The sequence below is a fragment of the Limnohabitans sp. genome (assembly GCF_017848645.1).
Taxonomy (GTDB): Bacteria; Pseudomonadota; Gammaproteobacteria; order Burkholderiales; family Burkholderiaceae_C; genus Limnohabitans_A.
This window is the reverse complement of the sequence record NZ_JAFEIF010000042.1, coordinates 92,467-112,348: the sequence shown is the minus strand read 5'-3', so window position 1 is coordinate 112,348 and position 19,882 is coordinate 92,467. Positions and strand designations below refer to the sequence as shown.

The window sequence follows — 19,882 nt, the reverse complement described above, 5'->3', positions numbered from 1 at the left end:
CGGCCATGTCATCCGTCACCGTCAGAAACTTGCCAGAAGCCACACACCGGGCCCTCAAACTGCGCGCCGCCCAGCATGGACGCAGCACCGAGGCTGAGATTCGCCTGATTCTGGAAAATGCCGTGGCCCCCAAAATCGGGATTGGCTCAGCCTTGGTGGCCATTGGCCAACAACTGGGGGGCATCGAATTGGAGTTCCCACGCGACAAGCGCCCCGTTGAACCGGCTAGCTTCGAATGATCATTTTGGACACCAACTTGGTGTCAGAACCCCTCAAACCCTTGCCGCATCCCGGGGTCGTGCATTGGCTCAATGCCCAAGAGCCGGGCACCTTGTTCATCACCAGCATCAACTTGGCCGAGTTGCTGGCGGGTGTGGAAATCATGCCCCAAGGCAAACGGCGTGATGCTTTATCCCAAGCATTGGCCAGCCAAGTGAGCGTTCTCTTTGAGGGCCGTATCTTGCACTTTGACAACCGTGCGGCGAACTGTTTTGCCGCATGCCTGGCTGGCGCACAGGCCCAGGGCAACCCCGTGGGCTTTGCAGACTGTGCAATCGCGGCTATCGCTAAAACCCACGGCTTCATCGTGGCCACACGCAACGTGCGTGACTTTCAGGGCACAGGCGTGGACCTCATCAACCCCTGGACCTTTAACTGAAGCTTGGGTGAAAGGGGGCCATCCAGCGCCACGCGGGTGAGAACTGCCTGACAATCACCCATTTGGCACTTTCAGTCAGCAACGGCTTCTTTTATGGCGATTCAATGGTTCCCCGGACACATGCACCTCACGCGCAAGGCGATTGGGGAGCGCATCAAAGACATCGATGTGGTCATTGAGATGCTGGACGCCCGCCTGCCGGGCTCGAGCGCCAACCCCATGCTGGCCGAGCTGATCGGGGGCAAACCAGGCCTCAAAATCCTGAGCAAGCAAGACTTGGCCGACCCGGCGCAAACCACCGCCTGGCTGGCCCACTACAACGCCCTGCCCGGCGTGAGCGCGCTGGGGCTAGACACCAGCATGACTCAGCCCGCCAAGGCTTTAATCGATGCTTGCCGCCAACTCGCACCCAACCGGGGCGGCATGGTCAAGCCCATGCGGGTGCTCATTTGTGGCATACCCAACGTGGGCAAATCGACGCTGATCAACACCCTCAAAGGCAAACGCGCCGCCAAAACCGGCGACGAAGCGGGCGTGACCAAGCTGGAGCAGCGCATCACGCTGGCCGATGACTTTTATTTGTACGACACCCCCGGCGTGCTGTGGCCGCGCATCATCGTGGAGCAAAGCGGTTTCAATTTGGCCGCCAGCGGCGCGATTGGCGTGAACGCTTTTGACGAAGAGGTGGTGGCGCTGGAACTGCTGAACTACCTGATCCCGCATTACCCCCAAGCCATCACCGAGCGCTACAAAGTGCAAGACGTGGCACGCCACACCGACGAAACCTTGCTCGAAGCCATCGCCCGCCAGCGCGGCGCGATCCAGAGCGGCGGCCGGGTCAACACCACCAAGGCCGCCGAAATCGTGATCCACGACTTCCGCTCGGCCGCTTTGGGCCGCCTGACGCTGGAAACCCCCGCAGAATTTGCCGCCTGGCTGGCCGAGGGCAAAAAAGCCGATGCCGAGCGGGCCGTGCGCAAAGAAGGCAGCAAGAAGGCCCAAAAAGCCGTGAAAGATTGAACGCCATGAACGCGCAACGCCCCACCCCCGACAAAGACGCCATCGCCCTGCTGCCCGAATTTGAGCGCCTGGGGCTGGACCGCATCAGCCTGGTGAACACCGCGGCGCAGGCGCATCAGGCGCACGACCAGTTGATCACCGCCCGCGCCTGGGGCTTTGACACCGAATCCAAGCCCACCTTCAAGGTGGGCGAACAGTCAGACGGGCCGCACATCTTGCAGCTGGCCACGGCCGAGCGGGCTTGGGTGTTTCAGCTCCACGATCCAGAGTGCCGCGCCGTTGCCGCCGATTTGCTGGCACGCGGCGGCATTGCCAAAGCCGGGTTTGGCCTGGGCGACGACCGCAAGCGCATCGTGCACAAGCTGGGCATCGACCCACAGGGCATTCTGGAGCTCAACACCATCTTTCGCGAGCGGGGTTACCGCAAAGACATGGGCGTCAAAGGCGCGGTGGCCGTGCTGTTCAACCAGCGCTTCATCAAGTCCAAAAAAGCTGCCACCAGCAACTGGGCCAACGCCCGCCTGAGCGAGGCGCAACTGGTCTACGCCGCCAACGACGCGTATGCGGCCATTCGGGTCTGGCAGGCCCTGAAACTTTAACTTGAGCTTTGACTGGCACTTTGACCAGTTCTTTGAAGCGCCAGCTGCAAGGCCCTCACCCCATCACCACAAACTGACCAAGCTGCCGCCCTGCAAACGCCAGGCGGCGCTGGCCATGGCGCGGGCTTCGGCTTCGTCGTGGGTGACGAGCAAGGCGCGCATGCCGTGCTCGGCAATGTGGCGGGCAAATTCTTCGCGCAAGCTGACCCGCAACTCGGCATCCAGCGCAGAAAAGGGCTCGTCCAGCAGCAACGCCCTAGGTTGGGTGATCAGCGCCCGGGCCAGGGCCACGCGCTGCTGCTCACCGCCCGACAGCGTGTCCACCCGCTCGCCGCCCCTGCCCTGCAGGCCAAAGCGCTGCAGCAGCGCCTGCGCCAAGCCCCGCGCAGCGGCGCGGCCCAGGCCTTGCTCCACCAGACCAAAGGCCACGTTGTCTTTCAAGCTCAGGTGCGGGAACAGCGCAAAGTCCTGGAACATCAGGGCCAGGCGGCGTTTTTCTGGCGGCCAATCGGTGATGTCCTGACCGTCGAGCCAGACGCTCCCCGACTCGGGTGTCTCCAGGCCCGCCACGATCTTGAGCAGCGTGCTCTTGCCGCTGCCCGAAGGCCCCAGCAAGGCCACGGTTTGGCCTGCCTCGATGCGCAGGTTCACGTCCTGCAGCAGGGTTTGGCGCTGGCCTTGGGGCCCGAGCCAGTGGTGGGTGATGTGGCGCAGTTCAAGCATGACGCGAATCCTGTGGGTGGGCACGGCGAGGGGCGCTGCGCTGGGGGCCTCGCCCTTCGATGAGCCAAAAAGCGAGCAAGGCCAAGGCCATGAGCAAAGCGGACAGCACCAGCGCGGCGTCCAGGTTGGCACTGCCGGGGCGGCCTAGGCGTTGGTAGATCAAGGTGCTCAGGGTCAGCCATTCGGGGCGCGAGAGCAGCAAAGACACGGCGAATTCGCCCAGCATGGTGGCCGCCGCAAAAGCCATGCCCCGGCGCAAGGCAGGGGCCACCAGCGGCAAAGTCACACGCCACAGCACGCGCACAGGACTTGCGCCCAAGCTGGCGGCGGCTTGGGCGTAGGAATCGGGCAGCGCATCGAGCGCGGCGGTGAGCGCTTTGGCCACAAAGGGGTAAGCCAGCAAGGCATAAGCGGCCACCAGCAGGGGCCAACTGGCCAGCCACTGCGGGTACAGCAGCAGCAAACCAAAGGCCAGCGCCACGGGCGACACCACCAAAGGTGCATACGCGCTGGCCCGCCAAGCCAGCGCGGCAGGCGCCCAGCGGCGCATGGCCTGCCCGGCCAGCGCGTGCAGCAAACCCAGCGCCGTGGCCAGCGCCAGCGCCAAGCCGCTAAAACGCAAGGTGTTGCCCACCGCCAACCAGGTGTCGGCCTCGCCCAGCACCGCCCAACCCTGCCCGAACCACGCCGCTTGCGCCGCCTGCAGGAGCAGGGCCAGCAAGGGCGCGCCGCACAGCAGCAGCCAGCCGCCCAAGGCCAGTGCCCAGCCGCCCCAGACGGCCGCGCCCTGCAAGGGGCGACGCGCCACCGGGGTGATGCGGGCCGGACTGGCCAAGCGCCGCTCCACCCAGGCGTACGCCCAGGCCATGCCCGCTGTCAGCGCCAGCATGGCCACGGCCAGCGCTGCGGCGCGGGCCAGGGCCAGCTCGTGCGCGATCAGGGTGTAGATCTCCACCTCCACGGTGGACCAGCGCTGCCCGCCCAGCACCAGGGCCAGGCCAAAGCCGGTGAAGCAATACAAAAACACCAGGCACAAAGCCGAAGCCAGCCAAGGCGCAACCACAGGCCACTCGACCCGCCAAAACGCCCGCCAAGGCGTGGCCCCCAAGGTGCGGGCCACCGCCACCCGCTGGGCACTGACTTGCGCGAGCCCGTCCATGCCCGCACGCACCACCAAAGACAGGTTGAAAAACAAATTGCCCAGCAGCAGCAACCAGGGGCTGCCCTCCAGCGACCAGCCCGCCTGCGCCAGCGGCCCGCCCAGCAGCCCGCGCGGACCCCACAGCGCCAAAATGCCCAGCGCCGCCACCAAGGTGGGCACCACAAAAGGCAGCATCAAGGCGCGCTGCCAAGCCATGCGCCCGGTGAATTCAAGCCGCGCCAGCACCCAGGCCATGGGCAAACCCAAGACCAAACACAGCACACAAGTGGCCAGTGCCTGCAGCAGCGTCCAGCCCACGCGCCACTGCAGGTGCGTGTCCAGCCACCAAGGGCCGGTGTCATCCAGGGGCAGGCCCGCCAGGGGCTCGCCCCACAGGCCTTGCCACAGCAGCCGCGCCACAGGCCAGACCAACAGCGCCAGCGCAAACAACGCAGGCCCGGCCGCCAGCCACAGCACGGTGCGGCGTTGGCGAAAACGAACGGAGGCCCGAACGGCGGGTGCCCTTGAAAAACGGGTGGGCGTCATGTCGGAAGCATCATGGCGTCGTGGTCATGGCGGCAGTGATGAACACAACACTTACTTGATTACGACTTGCGTCCAGCGCCGCTGCCAACTGCCCGCCTGGTCCGTCAGCACCCGCAAGGGCACAGCCTCAAAGTGCTTGGGCTCCTGGGCGTGTTGCAGCACCGCGTGGTGGGGCGTGCCCGGCTCGGCGGGGTACATCCACAGCCGGGTTTGCAGGGCCTGCTGCACCGGGGTGGAGCGCAAAAACTCGATGAACTTCACCCCCGCGGCCTGGGCTGCCGGGCTGGCCCCCTTGAGCAAGGCCGCGCCCTCGACTTGCCGGAACACCGCCCCCGGCAAAAACACATTGGCGGTGGGTGAGGCGCTGATTTTTTCCTTGCTGTAGAACACCTCGGCCGCCGGACTGGTGGCGTAGCTCACCACGATGGGGCGGCTGCCGCCATTGCGGCTGAACTCCGTGTAATAAGCCTCGCTCCAGCCTTTGACCACTTTGACGCCGTTGGCCCGCATGCGGGCCCACCAATCAAAAGCGGCTTGCTCGCCCATGCCAGCCACGGTGGCCAGCATGAAGGCCTGGCCCGGGCTCGATGTGGCGGGGTTGGGCACCACCAGCAAACCCTGGTAAGCGGGGCTGCTCAGCTCTTGCAGGCTCTTGGGCAGGGTCAGTCCTTTTTGCGCAAACCAGGCTTTGTCGATGTTCAGGTTCACGTAGCCGTAATTGATGGGCACCAAGCCACCCACCACCCCGTCCGGGCCAGCCGTGTCGGCCATGCGGGCCAAGGCCGGGCGTTGCGCTGCAGAGCCAACAACATGGGGAAACGGGGCCAAAATGCCGCTGGCCAGAGCGCGGGGCAGCAAGGTGTTGTCGATGCCGTAGACCACATCGGCCACGGGCGCGGCCTGGCTCAAGATGAGTTTGTTGAGCATCTCGCCCGCATCACCGCCCTGGATGAGCTGCAGTTTCACGCCCGCTTCTTGCTCGAAACGGGCCAACAAAGGTTTGGGCAGGTCAAAGGAGCTGTGCGTCATGACCCGCAGCGGCGTGGCGGCAGCCGAGCCCGCTTGTGCCCAAGCCCAGGAAGGCACAGCCGCAAGACAGGCACTCAGTAAAGCTGCTGCTGCAGAAACCCCGAACCGCTGAAACCTTTGCCACATGCGCTGACGCCTTTCTTGCCCACAAGCCCGCTCGGGGCATGAAGCGCAAGGCCGTGGTGCACGCCGGGTGCTGAGGGTGGCCATCGCTTCACGCTCCCTACGCTGGCACAACCCAGATCAGGTAAGAGGGGTATGTCTCAGCCCCTGCTGCACAGCGCAGCCAGGGCACCCCCGGTGAAGTGGAGCATTGTAGGCCGGGACTGGCCAGAGTTGGATCAAGCAGGCTCGCACTTGTTCCCCCGTCCAGCCCCGCCGTGACCGCGCTGTGCAGCGCCGATCAGCTGCCGATCAGCTGCCGCTGTAGGGCAAGGAAGAGTGGTGCACCACGATGCGCAGTTGGCCCGCATCGTCCTTGACGTAAGTCCAGGTCTTGTCGACGGTGGTCACTTTGCCGGCTTTGTCGGTGATCATGACGTTGCCCATGCTGCTGGCCGAGTCGCCTGCGATGAAGACGGCGGCGTTTTTGGCTTCACACTTGGTCCAGCCCTTGAGCGCAAAACCCGTGTCCTTGGGGAAGTTCGAATCACCGCCCACAAAATAGGCCAATGCGCCCGCCTTGGTGGTGCGGAAAGTCTGGGGCACCACGGTCAGTGTGGGCTTGAACAGGACCGCACCCATTTGGTAGCCGTAAGCGGCATCGATCACCTTCTCGGCCAAGGCTTTGGCTGCAGCCGGGCCTTGGGTGGCCCCTGTGGTGCTGATGTCAACCAAGGCTTTGCACCAGGCGGTTTGGGCGTTGCGCACTTCGGCTTCGGTGATGGCCTGGTTGACCACGGTGGTGGCTTGGGCAGCGCCGGACAGACCCCACACCGCCAAAGATGCGGCCATCAAGGAAAAGGATTTCATGGTTTGACTCCAGTCATTCAGAATTAAAAAGTTGAAAAAGACAATCTGTTTGTATTCAGATGCCTGATGGGATTGAACGCCCCAGCCATGAACCGGACTTGACGCCCACATGACGCACCGCTGAACACAGCATTAACCCCAGATGACACGACCACGAACTCGGGCCACGGCGGTGACAATACAAAAATGTTCCGAAGACAGCTCAGTGGAGTCTTGCTCGTTTTGGCCGCGTGCATCGTGTTGCAAGGGGTGGGGGCGGTGTTTGCCTTGCGCGAGGCCGAGCGCCAGGTGGTGCGCGGGCGCTTGGCCAGCGACATCCACCAGGGTTTTGTGCAACTGTCGGCCACCAAGCAGCGGCTGCGGTCGTGGGTGACCCAGCACAAAATTGGCGCGGGTGGCAACCCTGCCGAGCGTGACGACTTGCTCCAGCAGATGCAACAAAACCTGGGTGAATTGGCCCTGCTGGCCCAAAAAGCAGCGGCGTTGGGGCTGGACGGCCGGGACAGCCAAGAACACGCTGCCCGCACGGACGCGGTGCAGGTGCTGGGCCACAACGTCCACGCTCTGGGCCAAGCACTGGCACAGGTCAAAACCTTGCCCGCCGACATGCCGGCACGGCTGGGCTGGGACACCCTCAGCGAGGTCTTTGAAAAATCCGAGGGACGGGATTTGCGAGAGCTCATCGCTCAAAGTGTTGAAAGAGAAAGCGCGGCCATGCAGCGCGAACGCCAGGCCGCAGACGCCACGCTGGCGCGCATTCGCTGGCTCTGGATCGGCATGGCCTTGTCTTTGGCCTTGCTGGCTTTGGGGGCCACGGTCTACTTTGCTCGGGCGCTGCGCCGGCCCATCGATGAACTGGTGCAAGGGGCGCACATGCTGCGCCAAGGCCGGCTGCAGCACCGCGTGCCGCTGGACGATCAGGACGAGTTTTCTGACGTGGCCCGCAGCATGAACGCCATGGCTGCCGCGCTGGAAAAACACCAGCAACAAGAAACCGAACACCGCCAGCGCCTCGAGAGCGAGGTGCGCGAGCGCACCAGCGCCTTGCACGAAGCCAACCAATCGCTGCAGCAAACCGACACGCGCCGCCGTCAGCTGCTGGCCGACATCAGCCACGAACTGCGCACGCCCACCACCGCCATCCGGGGGGAGGCCGAAATCACCTTGCGCGGTGGCGAACGCCCGGCCACGCAATACCGCGAAGCGCTGCAACGCATCGTGATGACCTCCAGGCAACTGGGCTCGGTGATCGACGACTTGCTGGCCATGGCCCGCAGCGACATGGAAACCCTGAGCATGGTGCCGCAGCGGGTCGACCTGTCCGAACCTCTGGCCGATGCGCTGGCGCAAGCGCAGGCCTTAGCCGGTGAGCGGCACATCCTGATCGAAGCACAAACCATGCAAAAGGCCGCCGTGCACGTCATGGGCGACGCGCAGCGTTTGTGCCAGCTGCTGCTCTTGTTGCTGGACAACGCGGTGCGCTACTCGCACCCTGCTGGCTGCGTGAGTCTGCGCTGGAGGCGCAGTGACGAAGAAAGCCCTACGCTGGTGCTGCAGGTGGTTGACCACGGCATTGGCATTCCGGCCGAAGAGCTGCACCAGGTGTTTGACCGGCATTTCAGAGGCCGCACGGCCCGCCTGCACCGCGCGGCCGGCAGCGGCCTGGGCTTGCCCATCGCCAAGGCTTTGGCCCAGGCCCATGGCGGCAGCTTGACCCTGGAAAGCCCGGCCGACGAAACCACAGGTCAAGGCACCCGTGTGCAGCTGCGCCTGCCTTTGCTGCCCTCCCCGCCTGCCGCTGCGCCACAAGCCAGCTGACAGACATGCCCCCCAGTTGAACGCTCCCAGTCAGAAGCCCCATCATGAACATCATCCTGATCGAAGATGACCCGCGCATTGCCGACTTTTTGCAGCGCGGCCTGAAAGCCGAAGGCCTGCAGATCCAGCGCGCGGCCACCGGCCCCGAGGGCCTGGCCCTGGTGCAGGACGCGGCCCGGCAAAGCGCCCCAGGCCATGCCCCCACCGTGGTGGTGCTCGACCTGATGCTGCCCGGCATGAACGGCCTGGAGATTTGCCAAACCCTGCGGGCACAGGGCGTGCCCTTCCCCATCCTGATGCTCACGGCCCTGAGCGCCCTGGAAGATCGGGTCGCAGGCTTGCGCATGGGGGCCGACGACTACCTGTGCAAGCCTTTCGAGTTCGAAGAGCTGCTCGCCCGCCTGGAGGCCTTGGGCCGACGCGCCAAGGGCATGGCCAGCCGCCCCAGCCAGCTGCAGGTGGCCGACATCGTGCTCGACCGCGACAGCATGCGCGCCAGCCGAGCAGGCGAGGCCCTGAACCTGACGGCGCGGGAGCTGGCGCTGCTGGAACTTTTGATGAGCGCACCCGGCAGGTTGTTCAGCCGTGAGCGCATTTTGTCCAGCGTCTGGGGCCTGAACGAAGACCCGCTGACCAACGTGGTGGATGTCTACATTCGGCGTTTGCGCAGCAAGATCGACGAAGGCCGCGCCGCGCCCCTGATCCAGACCATGCGTGGCTTGGGCTACCGGCTCGAAGCGCCTGCAGACATGGGCTTGCCCCCCACAGCCTGATCGGCCACAAAGGCCAAGCCTTAAAGCTTCGATTTTTAGAGAGTATTCATCCATCATTGTCTTGTTTTTCGGGTGAAAAAAAGGCGTTATCTTCACGCCACATTGAACCACCCGAAGAAAGCAAGACCATGAAAATTCACAAACCCTGCGGGGCTGCGCCCTGCCTGCATACACCGCTCAAGCCACAAACGGGAGACCGCGCATGAAGGCCATTGTCTGGTTGGTATTTCTGGTCCTGACGGCTTTTTGGACCGGCTTGGTGGCGCTGACCGAGCAACTGAGCCAGTGGCTGCTGGCCAGCATGGCCTCGGGACAGGTGGGCGAACTCGCCACCGTGGCGGGCCAATGGCCTGTGCCCGCCTGGCTGGGCTTTTGGGTGGACACGGCGTGGCTCCAAAGCCTGCAAGACGCTGGCGTGGGCCTGGTGCAATGGCTCAGCCAGATACTGCCCTCGTCAGAAGGCCTGATGAGCTGGATCACTCCTCTGCTGTGGCTGGGGTGGGGTCTGGGCACCGTGCTCTTGTTGGTGGCCGCTGTCATGGGGCACATGCTGCTGGGCCAACGCTGGTCCGCGCCGCGCAAAGGCCTGAAGCTTTGAGCGTCTGCGCCCCTGCCCCACCAGCGCCATGAAAGACGCACCATGAAAGCGATCCTGTCCCAACGCCTGCGCCAAGCGGCCGAGCAACACCGCGCAGCGGACCCCGGTGCCGATTTGACACTGAGCCTGCAGGATTTGCTGCGCCTGCATGGCGAGTCTTCGCTGGCCGTGCTGCTGATGCTGCTGGCGGTGGTGAGTGTGCTGCCCGTGGCCGGTGCGGGCACCGTCATGAGCGTGGGCATTTGGGTGGTGGCCTGGTCATGGGTGCGCGCGCGCGAAACGCTGAGTTTGCCGCCACGCCTGGGCCAACTGGCACTCAATGAACGCTGGAGTGGCCGCTGCCTGCACGGGCTGGCCTGGATGTACGAGACCAGCCAACGCTGCCTGCGCCCGCGTTGGGCCTGGCTCTCGCATGAGGGCACGCGCGCCTGGTGGGGGGTCTGGATCGGTCTGATGGGTCTGGTGATTTTTGTGCCTTTGCCTCTGGGCAATGTGCTGCCCAGCCTGAGCCTGGTCTTGCTCAGCTTGGGGTGGATGTTCCGCGACGGCATGGCCCTGCTGTTGTCCACTGCCAGCGGGTTAGCAGGGGTCGCTTATGGGCTCTCGATGGCGCACCTGGCCTGGGTCTGGATCACCCCGTATCTTGACCTCAACACCGTTTCCAGGTGGTTGCAAAACGGCTTGTGATCAAGCCTTGTGGCGCAAACGGTTGGCCATGGACAGTTGCAGCAACAGGGCCCGGAACACGATGCGGCTGAGCTTGCTTTCCTTTTGCAGGATTTGCTGCAAGCCCGTTGCGGTCAGTTCCAGGCAAACCGTGGCCTCTTTGGCCCGGGCGGTGGCGCTGCGCACGCCACCCGCCAAAACAGCCTGTTCACCAAAAGGTTGACCTGCCGACAGACTGGCGAACACTTGAGCCGTGCGGCTGTCGAGCAATTCCACGCAGCCTTGCTTGACGATGTAGAGTTTGTCGGCGCGCTGGCCCGCCTCAAACAGGTGGGCCCCAGCGGCAAAAGAGACTTCGGTGAACGCACTCATTTCAGACTTTCCGGAACGCTGCTGAGGTTGAGGATGCGCATCACGGTGTTGCGGTTGATGCCGCGCAAACCCGGATGGCACGAATCGATGGCCTTGAACACTTTGTTCGGTATGACGCTGGCGGTCACCGTCGTCAAGGCGGTGGCGGTCATGTTGTGGGGATGGTTGGCCAAACCGGCGGCCAGCCCGAGCACCGTGCCAGGCCCCACGCGGTAAACCAGGCCTTCGGTTTTGAGCTCGATCTCGCCTTGACCAATCACATAAGCGTCGGTCACGGCTTGGCCGAACTCGCACAACAAGGTTCCGGGCTTGAAAACCACCGTTCCCAGTGCGAGGTCGCTCACGAGTTGGTAATAGAGCCGCTCTTCACTGCTCAAGCCGTGGCGGTTGAAGGCCTCCAGCGCGTCGATGGAATCGGGGTGCAGGGAGCCGATGGGCTCGATTTTTTTCAAATCGACCGAAAAGTCGAAGTGGGGGTTTTGCATGGTTTCAATCCTGTGGGGTCAATGATTGCAATTGGTGCTGGACTTGCGCTGCTATGCCCAGGGCCTGAGCGGGCGGGCTGGAAAAACGCACCGAACGCAAAAACTGGGCGCGACCGGCGGGCGTGGCCACGGTGGCATGTCCAGCAAATCCAGCGCGGTGCCATTCGCGTGCCAAGGCATCGCTCAAGCCCGGTCCAAACTCGGCCGTGGCGCTGATGTAGATGTCGGCTTCGTTGAGCAAAACCTGAGCCCAATCGGCCGTCAAGGCAAAGCTTTGCCCGGCCACGCGCTGGTGGTTGCCCGCCACCGTCGGGACGTCGGTGCCCAGAATCCAGGCCTCGATCTGTTCGCGCCAAGCCTGTGGCAGCTGCTGGGCCAAAGGCATCACGCCTTGCCAGGACGCCCGCTCGAACTCTTGGGCCGAATGGTTGACGCCGCCCGGGTGTTGGTGGTCGTGCGCAACGGCAGCAGCCAGCAAAGCACTGGCCCATGTTTTGCCTGCTGCATCGGCATCAGGCACCTTGAGGATGTGCAGCATGGTGGTCAGGACGCACAACACATCGGCCGTGTGCAGCCGGTTGTGGTAGGCCGGCTCCGAGGCCGGGCCAAGGCCAGCAGCGAGTTGCTCCATGTTGTGCGCCACCGACTGGGCGAACTGGTTGAGCGCCGCGGTGGTGGGGTCGCTCAGGGTGTTCAGCCCCAACGATTGTTGGCACAGCGCCAGTAGGTGCGGCAAGCCTGGCCATGGGGTGGGCCAGTGGGCGCGCAGCTGACGGCAAGCCAAGTGCAAACCTTCGGGCCATTGGGTGGGGGTCAGGGGAATGGGGTTCACACGCGGCTCTGATTTAGGGGGCGCGAGGGCCCTGAACAAAGAAAGTCTCCACCTCGCCGATGCCTTTGACCGTCACCGCGCCGCGCGCTTGCAGCGCAAAGTGCTTGTCCAGTTGCTGGGCGGTGGTGGGCGACACATGCACCCGGCCGGGCGTGCCCGTCGACTCCATGCGGCTGGCCACGTTGACGGTGTTGCCCCACAGGTCGTAGGTGAATTTGTGCATGCCGATCACACCCGCGACCACCGGGCCACTGTTGACGCCGATGCGGATTTGCAAGCTGGTGCCATGCTCTTGGTTGAAGGCATCGATGGCCTTGAGCATGGCAAACGCCACGTCAACCACCGCATTGGCGTGGTCCACCCGAGGCTCGGGCAAGCCACCGACCAACATGTAACAGTCGCCGATGGTTTTGATTTTTTCCACGCCCGCGTCGCCCGCGATGGCGTCGAAGGCCGAAAAAATCTGATCGAGCAGGTTGACCAGTTTCTCGGCCGACATGCCATTGGACATTTGCGTGAAGCCCACCAGGTCGGCAAAGAGCACGGACACATCGGGGTGCGCATCGGCGATGCGTTTTTCACCGCCTTTGAGCCTGTGCGAAACCGATCGGGGCAAGATGTTGAGCAGCAGGCGCTCGGTCTTGCCCTGCTCTTGCTCGAGCTGTTCGTGCTGCGCCTGCAGCTGCTGGCGGCGCATGGTTTCCAGGTCGCGCAAGCGCTTTTTTTCGATGGACGAGGTCAAGCGGGCTTTGAGCAAAACCTGGCTAAAGGGCTTGGGCAGGTAGTCCTCTGCGCCCATTTCGATGCAGCGCACCACGTCATCGATCTCTTGCCCGCCCGAGATCACAATGACCGGAAAGCCCCGCAGAACTGCGTTGTGCTGCATCTCGGCGAGCACCTCCAAGCCGGTCATCTCAGGCATCTCGACGTCGAGCAGCATCAGGTCAAAGGGTTCTTCTTGCAGTCGCTGCAGGGCTTGGCGGCCGTTGGAGGCCTCTTCGATGTGCTCGACGCCCAATTGGCGCAGCGAGCGGGAAATGCCCATGCGCATCATCTTGCTGTCGTCCACCACCAAGAGCCGTGCGGCGCGCAGCATGTCGGCCGCTTTCTCGGCTTGTGAAGCGGCGGTCAGCGGCAGGTTGTCGGCTTCGGCGTCCGGTAGGCTCATGCGGGCACCCCCGCCAAGGCATCCAAAATGGCCTGGGGCATGCGATCGAGCATGACCGTCTTGTCGACCACGCCCAATTGCACGGCAGCGCGAGGCATGCCGTAAATGATGCAACTGTCCTCGTGCTCGGTCAGGTTGATGCCGCCCGCTTGGCGAATGGCTTGCATGCCCAGCGCACCGTCGCTGCCCATGCCCGTGAGCAAGACCGCCAAGCTGTGCCGACCCGCTGCCGCAGCGGCCGATCGGAACAGCAAATCCACCGCAGGGCGGCAGTGATGCACGGGCGGGCTTTGGGTCAGCCGCGTGCGGTAACCATTGGGGCCAGACACCACCATCAGGTGGTAGTTACCGGGCGCAACCAGGCACTGCCCCGGCAAAATGGGCTCGTCGTCCACGGCTTCGCGCACCTCATAGGGGGTCAAGGTGTTCAGGCGATCGGCCACCGCTTTGGAGAAAAATGCCGGAATGTGCTGAACCACCAAGATGGGGGGCAAGCCTGCAGGCAGTGCCGGCAAGACAGCCCGCAAGGCCTCCACGCCACCGGTGGAGGCGCCGATCACCACCAGACGGCGGTCACCCCGCTGGGCCTGGACCGATTGGCTGCTGGCTTTGACCGGGCTCAAAGCGGCCAAGGCCTGCGCATTGGGTTGATGGCGAAAGCGTTGTTTGGCCGCATAAGCGGCTTTGACGTGGAAGGTCAGCTTGGCCGCCAAGGCGCCTACCGAGGTGCTGCCATCGGGCTTGGCCAGGACCTCGCAAGCGCCCGCGTCCATGGCCTCCAGCGCAATCCCTGAGCCTTGTTGGGTGAGCGAGCTGATGACCACCACCGCCACGGGCGAGCGTTCTTTTTGCATTTGCCGCAAGTACGTCAAGCCGTCCATGCGCGGCATTTCCATGTCCAGCGTCATCACGTCCGGCTGCAAGCGTGTGACTTTTTCCATGGCAATCAAGGGGTCGTTGGCCACACCCACCACCTCGATCTCCGGGTCGAGCGCCAAGGTGTCCGTGATGGTTTTGCGGACCAAGGCCGAGTCGTCGACCACCAGGACCTTGATGCGTTGTTTTTTATCCATCCACATGATTTATGTTTTCCGCTGGTAAATGCCGTTGCCAAGGCTTTTGAAGGCGTGCGGGATGCGAAGCAAACTGTCCGAGTGCCCCACCATCAGGAAGCCCCCGGGCTCCAGCACATTGTGCAAGCGCTCAATCAGCTGCGCTTGAGACGGGGGGTCGAAATAAATCAACACGTTGCGGCAAAACACCACATGTTGCGGCATGGGGATCCGGTACACCGGGTCAAACAGATTCATCTGCTCAAACTGCACCTTGCTTTGCAGCTCATGTTTGACTTTGCAAAAGCCCTCAAAGGGCCCACTGCCCTTTTGGAAATATTTGGGCAAGAAGGATGGCTCGGGCAAGCCCAGCCGCTCCATGGGGTACACCGCTTGCCTGGCCTTTTCGATGGCCCGGCTGGAGATGTCGGTGCCCAGAATCTGCCAACGCAGTCCACCGGTTTTTTGCGCGGCGTACTCACTCAAGACCATGGCCAGCGTGAACGCCTCTTCACCACTGGAGCTGGCGGCCGACCAGCATCGCAGGCCCTGACGGGCCGTGGGGCTGTGCAGCAAAAGCTCGTCCAGCAAATGCGACGACAGCGCGTCAAAATGCTCGGCCTCACGGAAAAAGTGGGTGTGGTTGGTGGACACCAGGTCGATCAAGGTCCCGATCTCTTGGCCACTGGGGTGTTGGAGCCAAGCCAGATAGTCCTCCCAGGACGCCAATTCCAGCTCACGCAGCCGCCTGCTCAGCCGACTTGTCAGCAAGCTCAGCTTGCTGGGCACCAAATGAATGCGGCTGTGGCGGTGAATCAGGCCACACAGGTCTTGAAAGGTCTTGGCCGACATCGGGGGGGGCCGATGCCAGCCCGAAACAGATGCTGGGTCCATGAACGCTGAATCAGAAGTCTTTGAAATGATGCTCAGCCTGCTGAGTCGGGCCATTGAGCTTGGGTTTGCCCTCGTGGGACAAGCCGCTGTAGGCGTGTGAGCGGCCCATGCCTTGAGAGCCGACCTCGGAGCGGCCAACACGTTCGCTCATGCCCCCTGCACGGCCCAAAGCGCCAGATGACTGCATGCCGGCCGAACGATCTCGGCGGCGCACCGCGAAGCCCACCACATGAATGCCTTGCTCGACCAAATCCTCCACCCGCTTGGCTTGATCGTGGGTTTGCTCGGCGGCATGGGCAATCTGGCTGGCACTTTCAGCGGCATCCTGTGCCACTTTGTTCATTTGCTCGATGGCAATGCTCACATGCTCTATGCCTTGGGCCTGTTCACGGGCAGCCAAGGTGATTTCTGCGACCAAAGCATCGGTTTTGCCAATTTTGGTCTCGATCAGCCCCAGGGATTCCTTGACCCTTTCGAGCGACACCGCACCCAGGCGGCTGTTTCGGATGGAGGCTTCGATTTTTTCGGCCGATTCGTGCGCGGCCATGGCACTGCGCTGGGCCAGTGAACGCACCTCGTCGGCCACCACGGCAAAGCCTGCGCCCGCCTCTCCGGCGCGCGCGGCTTCCACGGCGGCGTTCAGCGCCAGGATGTTGGTCTGGAAGGCAATTTCATCGATGCTTTTGACGATCTTGGCCACGTCACTGCTCGAACGCTCGATGGCCTCCATGGCGGTGGTCATCTCCAGCATGTTGCGCACGCCGTCTTGCGCGCTGCCACGGGTTTCCGAGGCCAGCTGTTTGGCCTGTTCAGCATTTTTGGCGGTGGAGTGGATCATGCTGGAGACCTCTTCCAGCGAAGCGCTGGTTTCCTCAATGGCAGCCGCCTGTTCGCTGGCCCCCTGGGCCAGCTTCTGGCTGGCATCGGTCAGCTGGCTCGATGCCATGCGGCTTTGCTCCGTGCCCTCGTGGATGTCCCGGGCCACGCGCATCAAGGGTTTGATAGACACTTTGTACGCCATGTACAAAATGATCAGGCACAAGACCAACAAGCTGGCCGAAAAGGCGGCAATGCTCCAGATCACTTGTTGCTGAATCACTTGGGCTTGTTGTTCGTTGTCGCCAATGTGCGCGCGAATTTTGGGCAGCAAAGCCTCAATCGCATCGCGGTGGACTTCAAAAGCTTCGACCATCAGATCGAACTGCGCCTTGATGGCGATGGTGTCGCCGCTGTTGAGGATCGGCAGGAACTGTTTGTTGAGCAGCTCGAAATAACGCTGCACGTATTTGTGCGAGGTCTCCAAGTCCTTGCGCAAGTCGGACTCGGTCATAGGGCTGTTCATGAAGCGGTCATAGGCCCGTTGATAGTCTTGCTGAATTCGAGGGGTATCGGCGATCAGCCTTTTGACCTCTTTGTAGTCGGTGATGGTGGTCGAGCCCAGGTCTTTGTAGACCTTGATCATGGTGTGCGCGACCATGTAGTGGGTTTCGATCAGGTAGCTGTCTGGTGGCATGGTGGCCGCCAGGATGTCGTTTTCATGGGCAATGTGCTGGTACAGCTCCCCGCCAATCTTGATCGGTGCCGTGAAAAAGAAGCTGGCCGCTGGGTTGCCCACCAGGCTGGCCAAAAACAGCAGTCCAATGACTGCCACGAGTTTTTTGAGGTTCAACATGTTGGGGCTCCCAGTGATGCGCTGTGGTGAGAAATGTGAGGATCAGAAGAAGAAACCAGGGCTTGCAGATCGAGCGGGCCGACAAAATTGAGCAAACGGTCCAGGTCCAGCAAGGTCTTCACAGATCCTTTGCTTTTGGCCATGCCCGTGATGAAACGGGTGTCGATGTCGCCGCCAAAATCTGGCGGCAGCTCCAGGTCTTGCAGGGTAAAAACCGAGACCTCTTCGACGATGTCCACGATCATTCCCATCCATTGCGAATTGCCATCTGTGGTGACAAATTGCACAACGACCACGCAGGCCCGCTCCAGATCAACCGCTTTGGGCAAGCCAAAGCGCTCGCGCAAGTCGATCACCGGCACGATCTTGCCGCGCAAATTGATCACGCCCAGGATGTAGCTCGGCATGCGGGGCACGGGTGTGATCGGACACAGGCGCATGATTTCGCGCACCTTGAGAACGGGCACGCTGTAGCGCTCCTGGTCCAAGACGAAGGTGAGGTACTTGCCCGCTTCGGGCAAGTGCTCGGTGGCCAAAGTTGTCATGGTTGTGGGGGTCTTGGTGAGGTCATAAACAGGGATCAAGCGGCCAAGGGGGCCGTCGACGGCCCTTGCCCGATGGCGTCTGGATCGATGATCAAAGCCACTCGGCCGTCGCCCATGATGGCGGCGCCCGACATGCCTTTTTGGTGTTTGAAGGTGTCGCCCAGCGACTTGATGACGACTTCTTGTTTGCCGATCAAGCTGTCAACCAAAAGCGCCCGATGGCGAGCGCCCGAATCCACCACGACGACGATGCCGTCACAGGGGTCCTGCGCCACGCACGGCAAACCCAGCTTGTCCGACAAACGAACCAAGGGGATCAACTTGCCGCGCACGCTGATGACTTCGCCCTTGCCTTGCACCGTGGACACCATGCCCGGCAGAGGCCGCAGGGATTCGCGGATGGCCAATGTGGGCACAATGAAGCGCTCCTGCCCCACCCCCACCAACATGCCGTCAATGATGGCCAGGGTCAGCGGCAAGAAGATGTTGAAGGTGGTGCCTTGTCCGGGCACCGAATCGATGTCTACCCGACCGCGCAGCTTGTTGATACCGCCACGCACCACGTCCATGCCCACGCCGCGCCCGGAAATGTCGGTCACGCTCTCGGCGGTTGAAAAACCGGGCAAAAAAATCAGGCTGTAGATGTCTTTTTCGCTGGGCATGCTGTCAGCCGGGATCAGGCCGCGCTGGCGCGCTTTGCTCAAGATCTTGGCCGAATCCAGACCTTTGCCGTCGTCGCGGATGGAGATCAAGAAACCGCCGCCCTGGTGCGCCGCCTGCAAATGGATCTGGCCTTGGGCGCTCTTGCCTCGCGCTTGGCGCTCAGCGGGCGATTCGATGCCGTGGTCCACCGCATTGCGCATCATGTGCAGCAAGGGGTCGGCCAGCTCTTCGACAATGTTGCGGTCCAGCTCGGTGTCTTCACCGCTGAGGTGCAGCTGCACTTGTTTGTCTTGAGCGGTGGCCAAGTCGCGCACCAAGCGGGTCATTTTTTGCATGACCGAGCGAATCGGCACCATGCGCATCGACATGGCGTTGTGCTGCAAATCGGTGGTGATGCGCGCGAGTTGGCGCAGGTGGCGCTCCAAATCACGGTCCTTGTGTGCTTGGACTCCAGGGTGTTGCACCACCATCGATTGGGCAATCACCAACTCCCCGACCAGGTCGACCAGGGCGTCGAGTTTGCGCGTGTCGAGCTTGACGAACTGGGCCAAGGACTCGGTGCGGCCAAGTGCCTTGGGGGCAGCGGGACGGGGCTCTTGTGTGTCAGTGGGCTTGGCAAGACTGACAACGGTGTCATCCATCAGGTGCGCAGAGACACGTTTCTCCTCCAAATATGACGGAGGCAAAAGTTCTGGCGCAAGCTGGCCGGGCGTTGCAAGTGACACTGGCTCTGGCACAGCAAGGTCGGCAACAGGCGGCTCAAAAGCGGCCGGTGCCGTCATGGGTGCCGTTACGGAGGTCCAGGGTTTGCCGTCCAGACAGGCCTGCGCTCTGGCCAGCAAAGCAGCCGTGGGCACCACAATGGCCTGCCCGAGCCCTTGCCCCTTGAGTTGCTGGTCAATGGCATTGACGTACTGCTGCAACGCATCGCCTCCGGCCAAAATCACCTCGATCACTTCTCGGTCGATGCTGAGCTGGTCGCGCCGGGCGGCGTCCAGCAGCGACTCCAATTGGTGCGCCAGGTCCTTGATCGGGGCGATGCCCAAAAATCCCGCGCCACCTTTGAAGGTGTGAAACGCCCTGAACACCTGGTTCAGGGTGTCTTTGTGCTTGGGGTTTTCTTCCAACACCAGCACGCCTTGTTCCACCTGATGGAGCAGATCGCGCCCCTCGTTGCAAAATTCGTTGAGCAGCTCCAGATCGTCATCCTGGCCCAAAACAAAGCTGGCTTCGTCCGGGTCCGTCGCCTGCGCGTCATCTTGGAGCGCGGCGGTCTGCGGCGCAGTGGTCTGGGGCTCAATGGTCTGCGACAGGGGCTTGGCCAGATACAAGGCGTTGCTCAGCCGCTCAAAGGAAGCCTGCAAGCCGTCGAGCTCACCCTGCGCCAAGCCTTCCTGGCTGGCCAGCGCTTGCTGGCACAGCGCCAGCGACCCCGCCAGCTCCTGCTGCACATCGGGCAAAGATTGTGTGGCGGCCTCTTGAGCCAATTGCGCCAACACGCCCGCCACCTGACTCAAACCGTCCAGGCGCGCAGGAGCCAGAAAGGCCAGCTCGGTGGCGATTTCCTGCAGCAATGATTCAGTGTGGGCGGTCAGCATGATTTATTCGACAATTTGCTTAATTTTAGCAAAAAAAGGTCAAAATTGCAATCATTAA

Annotated in this window: 21 protein-coding genes and 1 riboswitch; of the genes, 8 read left to right on the top strand and 13 right to left on the bottom strand. The window is 62.6% G+C overall.

Going from position 1 to position 19,882, the window contains the following annotated elements; all coding sequences use genetic code 11:
* Nucleotides 1–5: 5 nt before the first annotated feature.
* The 4 genes from QZ190_RS09910 (at nt 6) to QZ190_RS09895 (ending at nt 2,277) form a co-directional block, all read left to right on the top strand.
* The gene (locus QZ190_RS09910; RefSeq protein WP_291915608.1) at nt 6–239 is read left to right on the top strand and encodes a plasmid stability protein; all 234 of its coding nucleotides are present in this window, start codon (nt 6–8) and stop codon (nt 237–239) included.
* The gene (locus QZ190_RS09905) at nt 236–658 is read left to right on the top strand and encodes a type II toxin-antitoxin system VapC family toxin (RefSeq protein ID WP_291915607.1); all 423 of its coding nucleotides are present in this window, start codon (nt 236–238) and stop codon (nt 656–658) included. Before QZ190_RS09910 ends, QZ190_RS09905 begins: the two co-directional genes overlap by 4 nt.
* Nucleotides 659–751: 93 nt before the next feature.
* On the top strand, nt 752–1,678 hold the full coding sequence (gene ylqF / locus QZ190_RS09900; RefSeq protein WP_291915605.1) for a ribosome biogenesis GTPase YlqF: 927 nt from the start codon (nt 752–754) through the stop codon (nt 1,676–1,678).
* Nucleotides 1,679–1,683: 5 nt separating this feature from the next.
* Nucleotides 1,684–2,277 (top strand): 3'-5' exonuclease, encoded by a 594-nt coding sequence (locus tag QZ190_RS09895; RefSeq protein WP_291915603.1) that lies wholly within the window; start codon nt 1,684–1,686, stop codon nt 2,275–2,277.
* Nucleotides 2,278–2,340: 63 nt separating this feature from the next.
* On the opposite strand, the gene QZ190_RS09890 is transcribed toward QZ190_RS09895, so the two are convergent.
* From QZ190_RS09890 to QZ190_RS09875, 4 genes are all read right to left on the bottom strand, one after another.
* Complete coding sequence (locus tag QZ190_RS09890; RefSeq protein ID WP_291915602.1) at nt 2,341–3,000, bottom strand: ABC transporter ATP-binding protein; 660 nt, start codon at nt 2,998–3,000, stop codon at nt 2,341–2,343.
* On the bottom strand, nt 2,993–4,687 hold the full coding sequence (locus QZ190_RS09885) for an iron ABC transporter permease (protein ID WP_291915600.1): 1,695 nt from the start codon (nt 4,685–4,687) through the stop codon (nt 2,993–2,995). The genes QZ190_RS09890 and QZ190_RS09885 overlap by 8 nt, the downstream gene beginning before the upstream one ends.
* Before the next feature lie 51 nt (nt 4,688–4,738).
* On the bottom strand, nt 4,739–5,716 hold the full coding sequence (locus QZ190_RS09880; RefSeq protein ID WP_291915598.1) for a thiamine ABC transporter substrate binding subunit: 978 nt from the start codon (nt 5,714–5,716) through the stop codon (nt 4,739–4,741).
* Nucleotides 5,717–5,918: 202 nt separating this feature from the next.
* A riboswitch (TPP riboswitch) is annotated at nt 5,919–6,025 on the bottom strand.
* Nucleotides 6,026–6,130: 105 nt separating this feature from the next.
* Nucleotides 6,131–6,688, bottom strand: coding sequence for a hypothetical protein (locus QZ190_RS09875; RefSeq protein ID WP_291915596.1), 558 nt, complete (start codon nt 6,686–6,688; stop codon nt 6,131–6,133).
* Nucleotides 6,689–6,874: 186 nt separating this feature from the next.
* Here QZ190_RS09875 and QZ190_RS09870 point away from each other — a divergent pair, with 186 nt between their 5' ends.
* From QZ190_RS09870 to QZ190_RS09855, 4 genes are all read left to right on the top strand, one after another.
* Nucleotides 6,875–8,506, top strand: coding sequence for a HAMP domain-containing sensor histidine kinase (locus QZ190_RS09870; protein WP_291915594.1), 1,632 nt, complete (start codon nt 6,875–6,877; stop codon nt 8,504–8,506).
* Nucleotides 8,507–8,550: 44 nt separating this feature from the next.
* The gene (locus tag QZ190_RS09865) at nt 8,551–9,279 is read left to right on the top strand and encodes a response regulator transcription factor (protein ID WP_291915592.1); all 729 of its coding nucleotides are present in this window, start codon (nt 8,551–8,553) and stop codon (nt 9,277–9,279) included.
* A gap of 202 nt (nt 9,280–9,481) precedes the next feature.
* Nucleotides 9,482–9,877 carry a hypothetical protein gene (locus QZ190_RS09860; protein WP_291915591.1) on the top strand — a complete coding sequence of 132 codons (396 nt, stop codon included), beginning with the start codon at nt 9,482–9,484 and terminating at the stop codon, nt 9,875–9,877.
* Between the two features lie 42 nt (nt 9,878–9,919).
* Nucleotides 9,920–10,564, top strand: coding sequence for an exopolysaccharide biosynthesis protein (locus QZ190_RS09855; protein ID WP_291915590.1), 645 nt, complete (start codon nt 9,920–9,922; stop codon nt 10,562–10,564).
* Here the strand turns inward: QZ190_RS09855 and QZ190_RS09850 are convergent, their stop codons facing one another.
* Genes QZ190_RS09850 through QZ190_RS09810 form a run of 9 tightly spaced genes read right to left on the bottom strand, consistent with a single transcriptional unit; the run spans nt 10,565 to nt 19,824 of the window.
* Nucleotides 10,565–10,915 (bottom strand): cyclic nucleotide-binding domain-containing protein, encoded by a 351-nt coding sequence (locus tag QZ190_RS09850; protein WP_291915589.1) that lies wholly within the window; start codon nt 10,913–10,915, stop codon nt 10,565–10,567.
* Nucleotides 10,912–11,400 (bottom strand): cyclic nucleotide-binding domain-containing protein, encoded by a 489-nt coding sequence (locus QZ190_RS09845; RefSeq protein ID WP_291915588.1) that lies wholly within the window; start codon nt 11,398–11,400, stop codon nt 10,912–10,914. The genes QZ190_RS09850 and QZ190_RS09845 overlap by 4 nt, the downstream gene beginning before the upstream one ends.
* A 4-nt stretch (nt 11,401–11,404) precedes the next feature.
* Nucleotides 11,405–12,232 carry a hypothetical protein gene (locus tag QZ190_RS09840; RefSeq protein ID WP_291915587.1) on the bottom strand — a complete coding sequence of 276 codons (828 nt, stop codon included), beginning with the start codon at nt 12,230–12,232 and terminating at the stop codon, nt 11,405–11,407.
* A gap of 13 nt (nt 12,233–12,245) precedes the next feature.
* Nucleotides 12,246–13,400: an adenylate/guanylate cyclase domain-containing protein gene (locus QZ190_RS09835; RefSeq protein ID WP_291915586.1), complete on the bottom strand. Its 1,155-nt coding sequence runs from the start codon at nt 13,398–13,400 to the stop codon at nt 12,246–12,248.
* Nucleotides 13,397–14,473, bottom strand: coding sequence for a chemotaxis response regulator protein-glutamate methylesterase (locus tag QZ190_RS09830; protein ID WP_291915585.1), 1,077 nt, complete (start codon nt 14,471–14,473; stop codon nt 13,397–13,399). Before QZ190_RS09830 ends, QZ190_RS09835 begins: the two co-directional genes overlap by 4 nt.
* A gap of 9 nt (nt 14,474–14,482) precedes the next feature.
* On the bottom strand, nt 14,483–15,304 hold the full coding sequence (locus QZ190_RS09825; protein ID WP_291915584.1) for a protein-glutamate O-methyltransferase CheR: 822 nt from the start codon (nt 15,302–15,304) through the stop codon (nt 14,483–14,485).
* 52 nt (nt 15,305–15,356) lie between these two features.
* Nucleotides 15,357–17,018, bottom strand: coding sequence for a methyl-accepting chemotaxis protein (locus QZ190_RS09820; protein ID WP_291915583.1), 1,662 nt, complete (start codon nt 17,016–17,018; stop codon nt 15,357–15,359).
* Complete coding sequence (locus tag QZ190_RS09815; protein WP_291915582.1) at nt 17,012–17,563, bottom strand: chemotaxis protein CheW; 552 nt, start codon at nt 17,561–17,563, stop codon at nt 17,012–17,014. Before QZ190_RS09815 ends, QZ190_RS09820 begins: the two co-directional genes overlap by 7 nt.
* A gap of 35 nt (nt 17,564–17,598) precedes the next feature.
* Nucleotides 17,599–19,824: a chemotaxis protein CheA gene (locus tag QZ190_RS09810; RefSeq protein ID WP_291915581.1), complete on the bottom strand. Its 2,226-nt coding sequence runs from the start codon at nt 19,822–19,824 to the stop codon at nt 17,599–17,601.
* Nucleotides 19,825–19,882: the final 58 nt, after the last annotated feature.

Excerpts from the sequence above, each read along its gene's own strand:
- QZ190_RS09910 (WP_291915608.1), top strand. The coding sequence starts at position 6 with ATGTCATCCGTCACCGTCAGAAACTTGCCAGAAGCCACACACCGGGCC.
- QZ190_RS09905 (WP_291915607.1), top strand. The coding sequence starts at position 236 with ATGATCATTTTGGACACCAACTTGGTGTCAGAACCCCTCAAACCCTTG.
- ylqF (WP_291915605.1), top strand. The coding sequence starts at position 752 with ATGGCGATTCAATGGTTCCCCGGACACATGCACCTCACGCGCAAGGCG.
- QZ190_RS09895 (WP_291915603.1), top strand. The coding sequence starts at position 1,684 with ATGAACGCGCAACGCCCCACCCCCGACAAAGACGCCATCGCCCTGCTG.
- QZ190_RS09890 (WP_291915602.1), bottom strand. The coding sequence starts at position 3,000 with ATGCTTGAACTGCGCCACATCACCCACCACTGGCTCGGGCCCCAAGGC.
- QZ190_RS09885 (WP_291915600.1), bottom strand. The coding sequence starts at position 4,687 with ATGACGCCCACCCGTTTTTCAAGGGCACCCGCCGTTCGGGCCTCCGTT.
- QZ190_RS09880 (WP_291915598.1), bottom strand. The coding sequence starts at position 5,716 with ATGACGCACAGCTCCTTTGACCTGCCCAAACCTTTGTTGGCCCGTTTC.
- QZ190_RS09875 (WP_291915596.1), bottom strand. The coding sequence starts at position 6,688 with ATGAAATCCTTTTCCTTGATGGCCGCATCTTTGGCGGTGTGGGGTCTG.
- QZ190_RS09870 (WP_291915594.1), top strand. The coding sequence starts at position 6,875 with ATGTTCCGAAGACAGCTCAGTGGAGTCTTGCTCGTTTTGGCCGCGTGC.
- QZ190_RS09865 (WP_291915592.1), top strand. The coding sequence starts at position 8,551 with ATGAACATCATCCTGATCGAAGATGACCCGCGCATTGCCGACTTTTTG.
- QZ190_RS09860 (WP_291915591.1), top strand. The coding sequence starts at position 9,482 with ATGAAGGCCATTGTCTGGTTGGTATTTCTGGTCCTGACGGCTTTTTGG.
- QZ190_RS09855 (WP_291915590.1), top strand. The coding sequence starts at position 9,920 with ATGAAAGCGATCCTGTCCCAACGCCTGCGCCAAGCGGCCGAGCAACAC.
- QZ190_RS09850 (WP_291915589.1), bottom strand. The coding sequence starts at position 10,915 with ATGAGTGCGTTCACCGAAGTCTCTTTTGCCGCTGGGGCCCACCTGTTT.
- QZ190_RS09845 (WP_291915588.1), bottom strand. The coding sequence starts at position 11,400 with ATGCAAAACCCCCACTTCGACTTTTCGGTCGATTTGAAAAAAATCGAG.
- QZ190_RS09835 (WP_291915586.1), bottom strand. The coding sequence starts at position 13,400 with ATGAGCCTACCGGACGCCGAAGCCGACAACCTGCCGCTGACCGCCGCT.
- QZ190_RS09830 (WP_291915585.1), bottom strand. The coding sequence starts at position 14,473 with ATGGATAAAAAACAACGCATCAAGGTCCTGGTGGTCGACGACTCGGCC.
- QZ190_RS09825 (WP_291915584.1), bottom strand. The coding sequence starts at position 15,304 with ATGTCGGCCAAGACCTTTCAAGACCTGTGTGGCCTGATTCACCGCCAC.
- QZ190_RS09820 (WP_291915583.1), bottom strand. The coding sequence starts at position 17,018 with ATGTTGAACCTCAAAAAACTCGTGGCAGTCATTGGACTGCTGTTTTTG.
- QZ190_RS09815 (WP_291915582.1), bottom strand. The coding sequence starts at position 17,563 with ATGACAACTTTGGCCACCGAGCACTTGCCCGAAGCGGGCAAGTACCTC.
- QZ190_RS09810 (WP_291915581.1), bottom strand. The coding sequence starts at position 19,824 with ATGCTGACCGCCCACACTGAATCATTGCTGCAGGAAATCGCCACCGAG.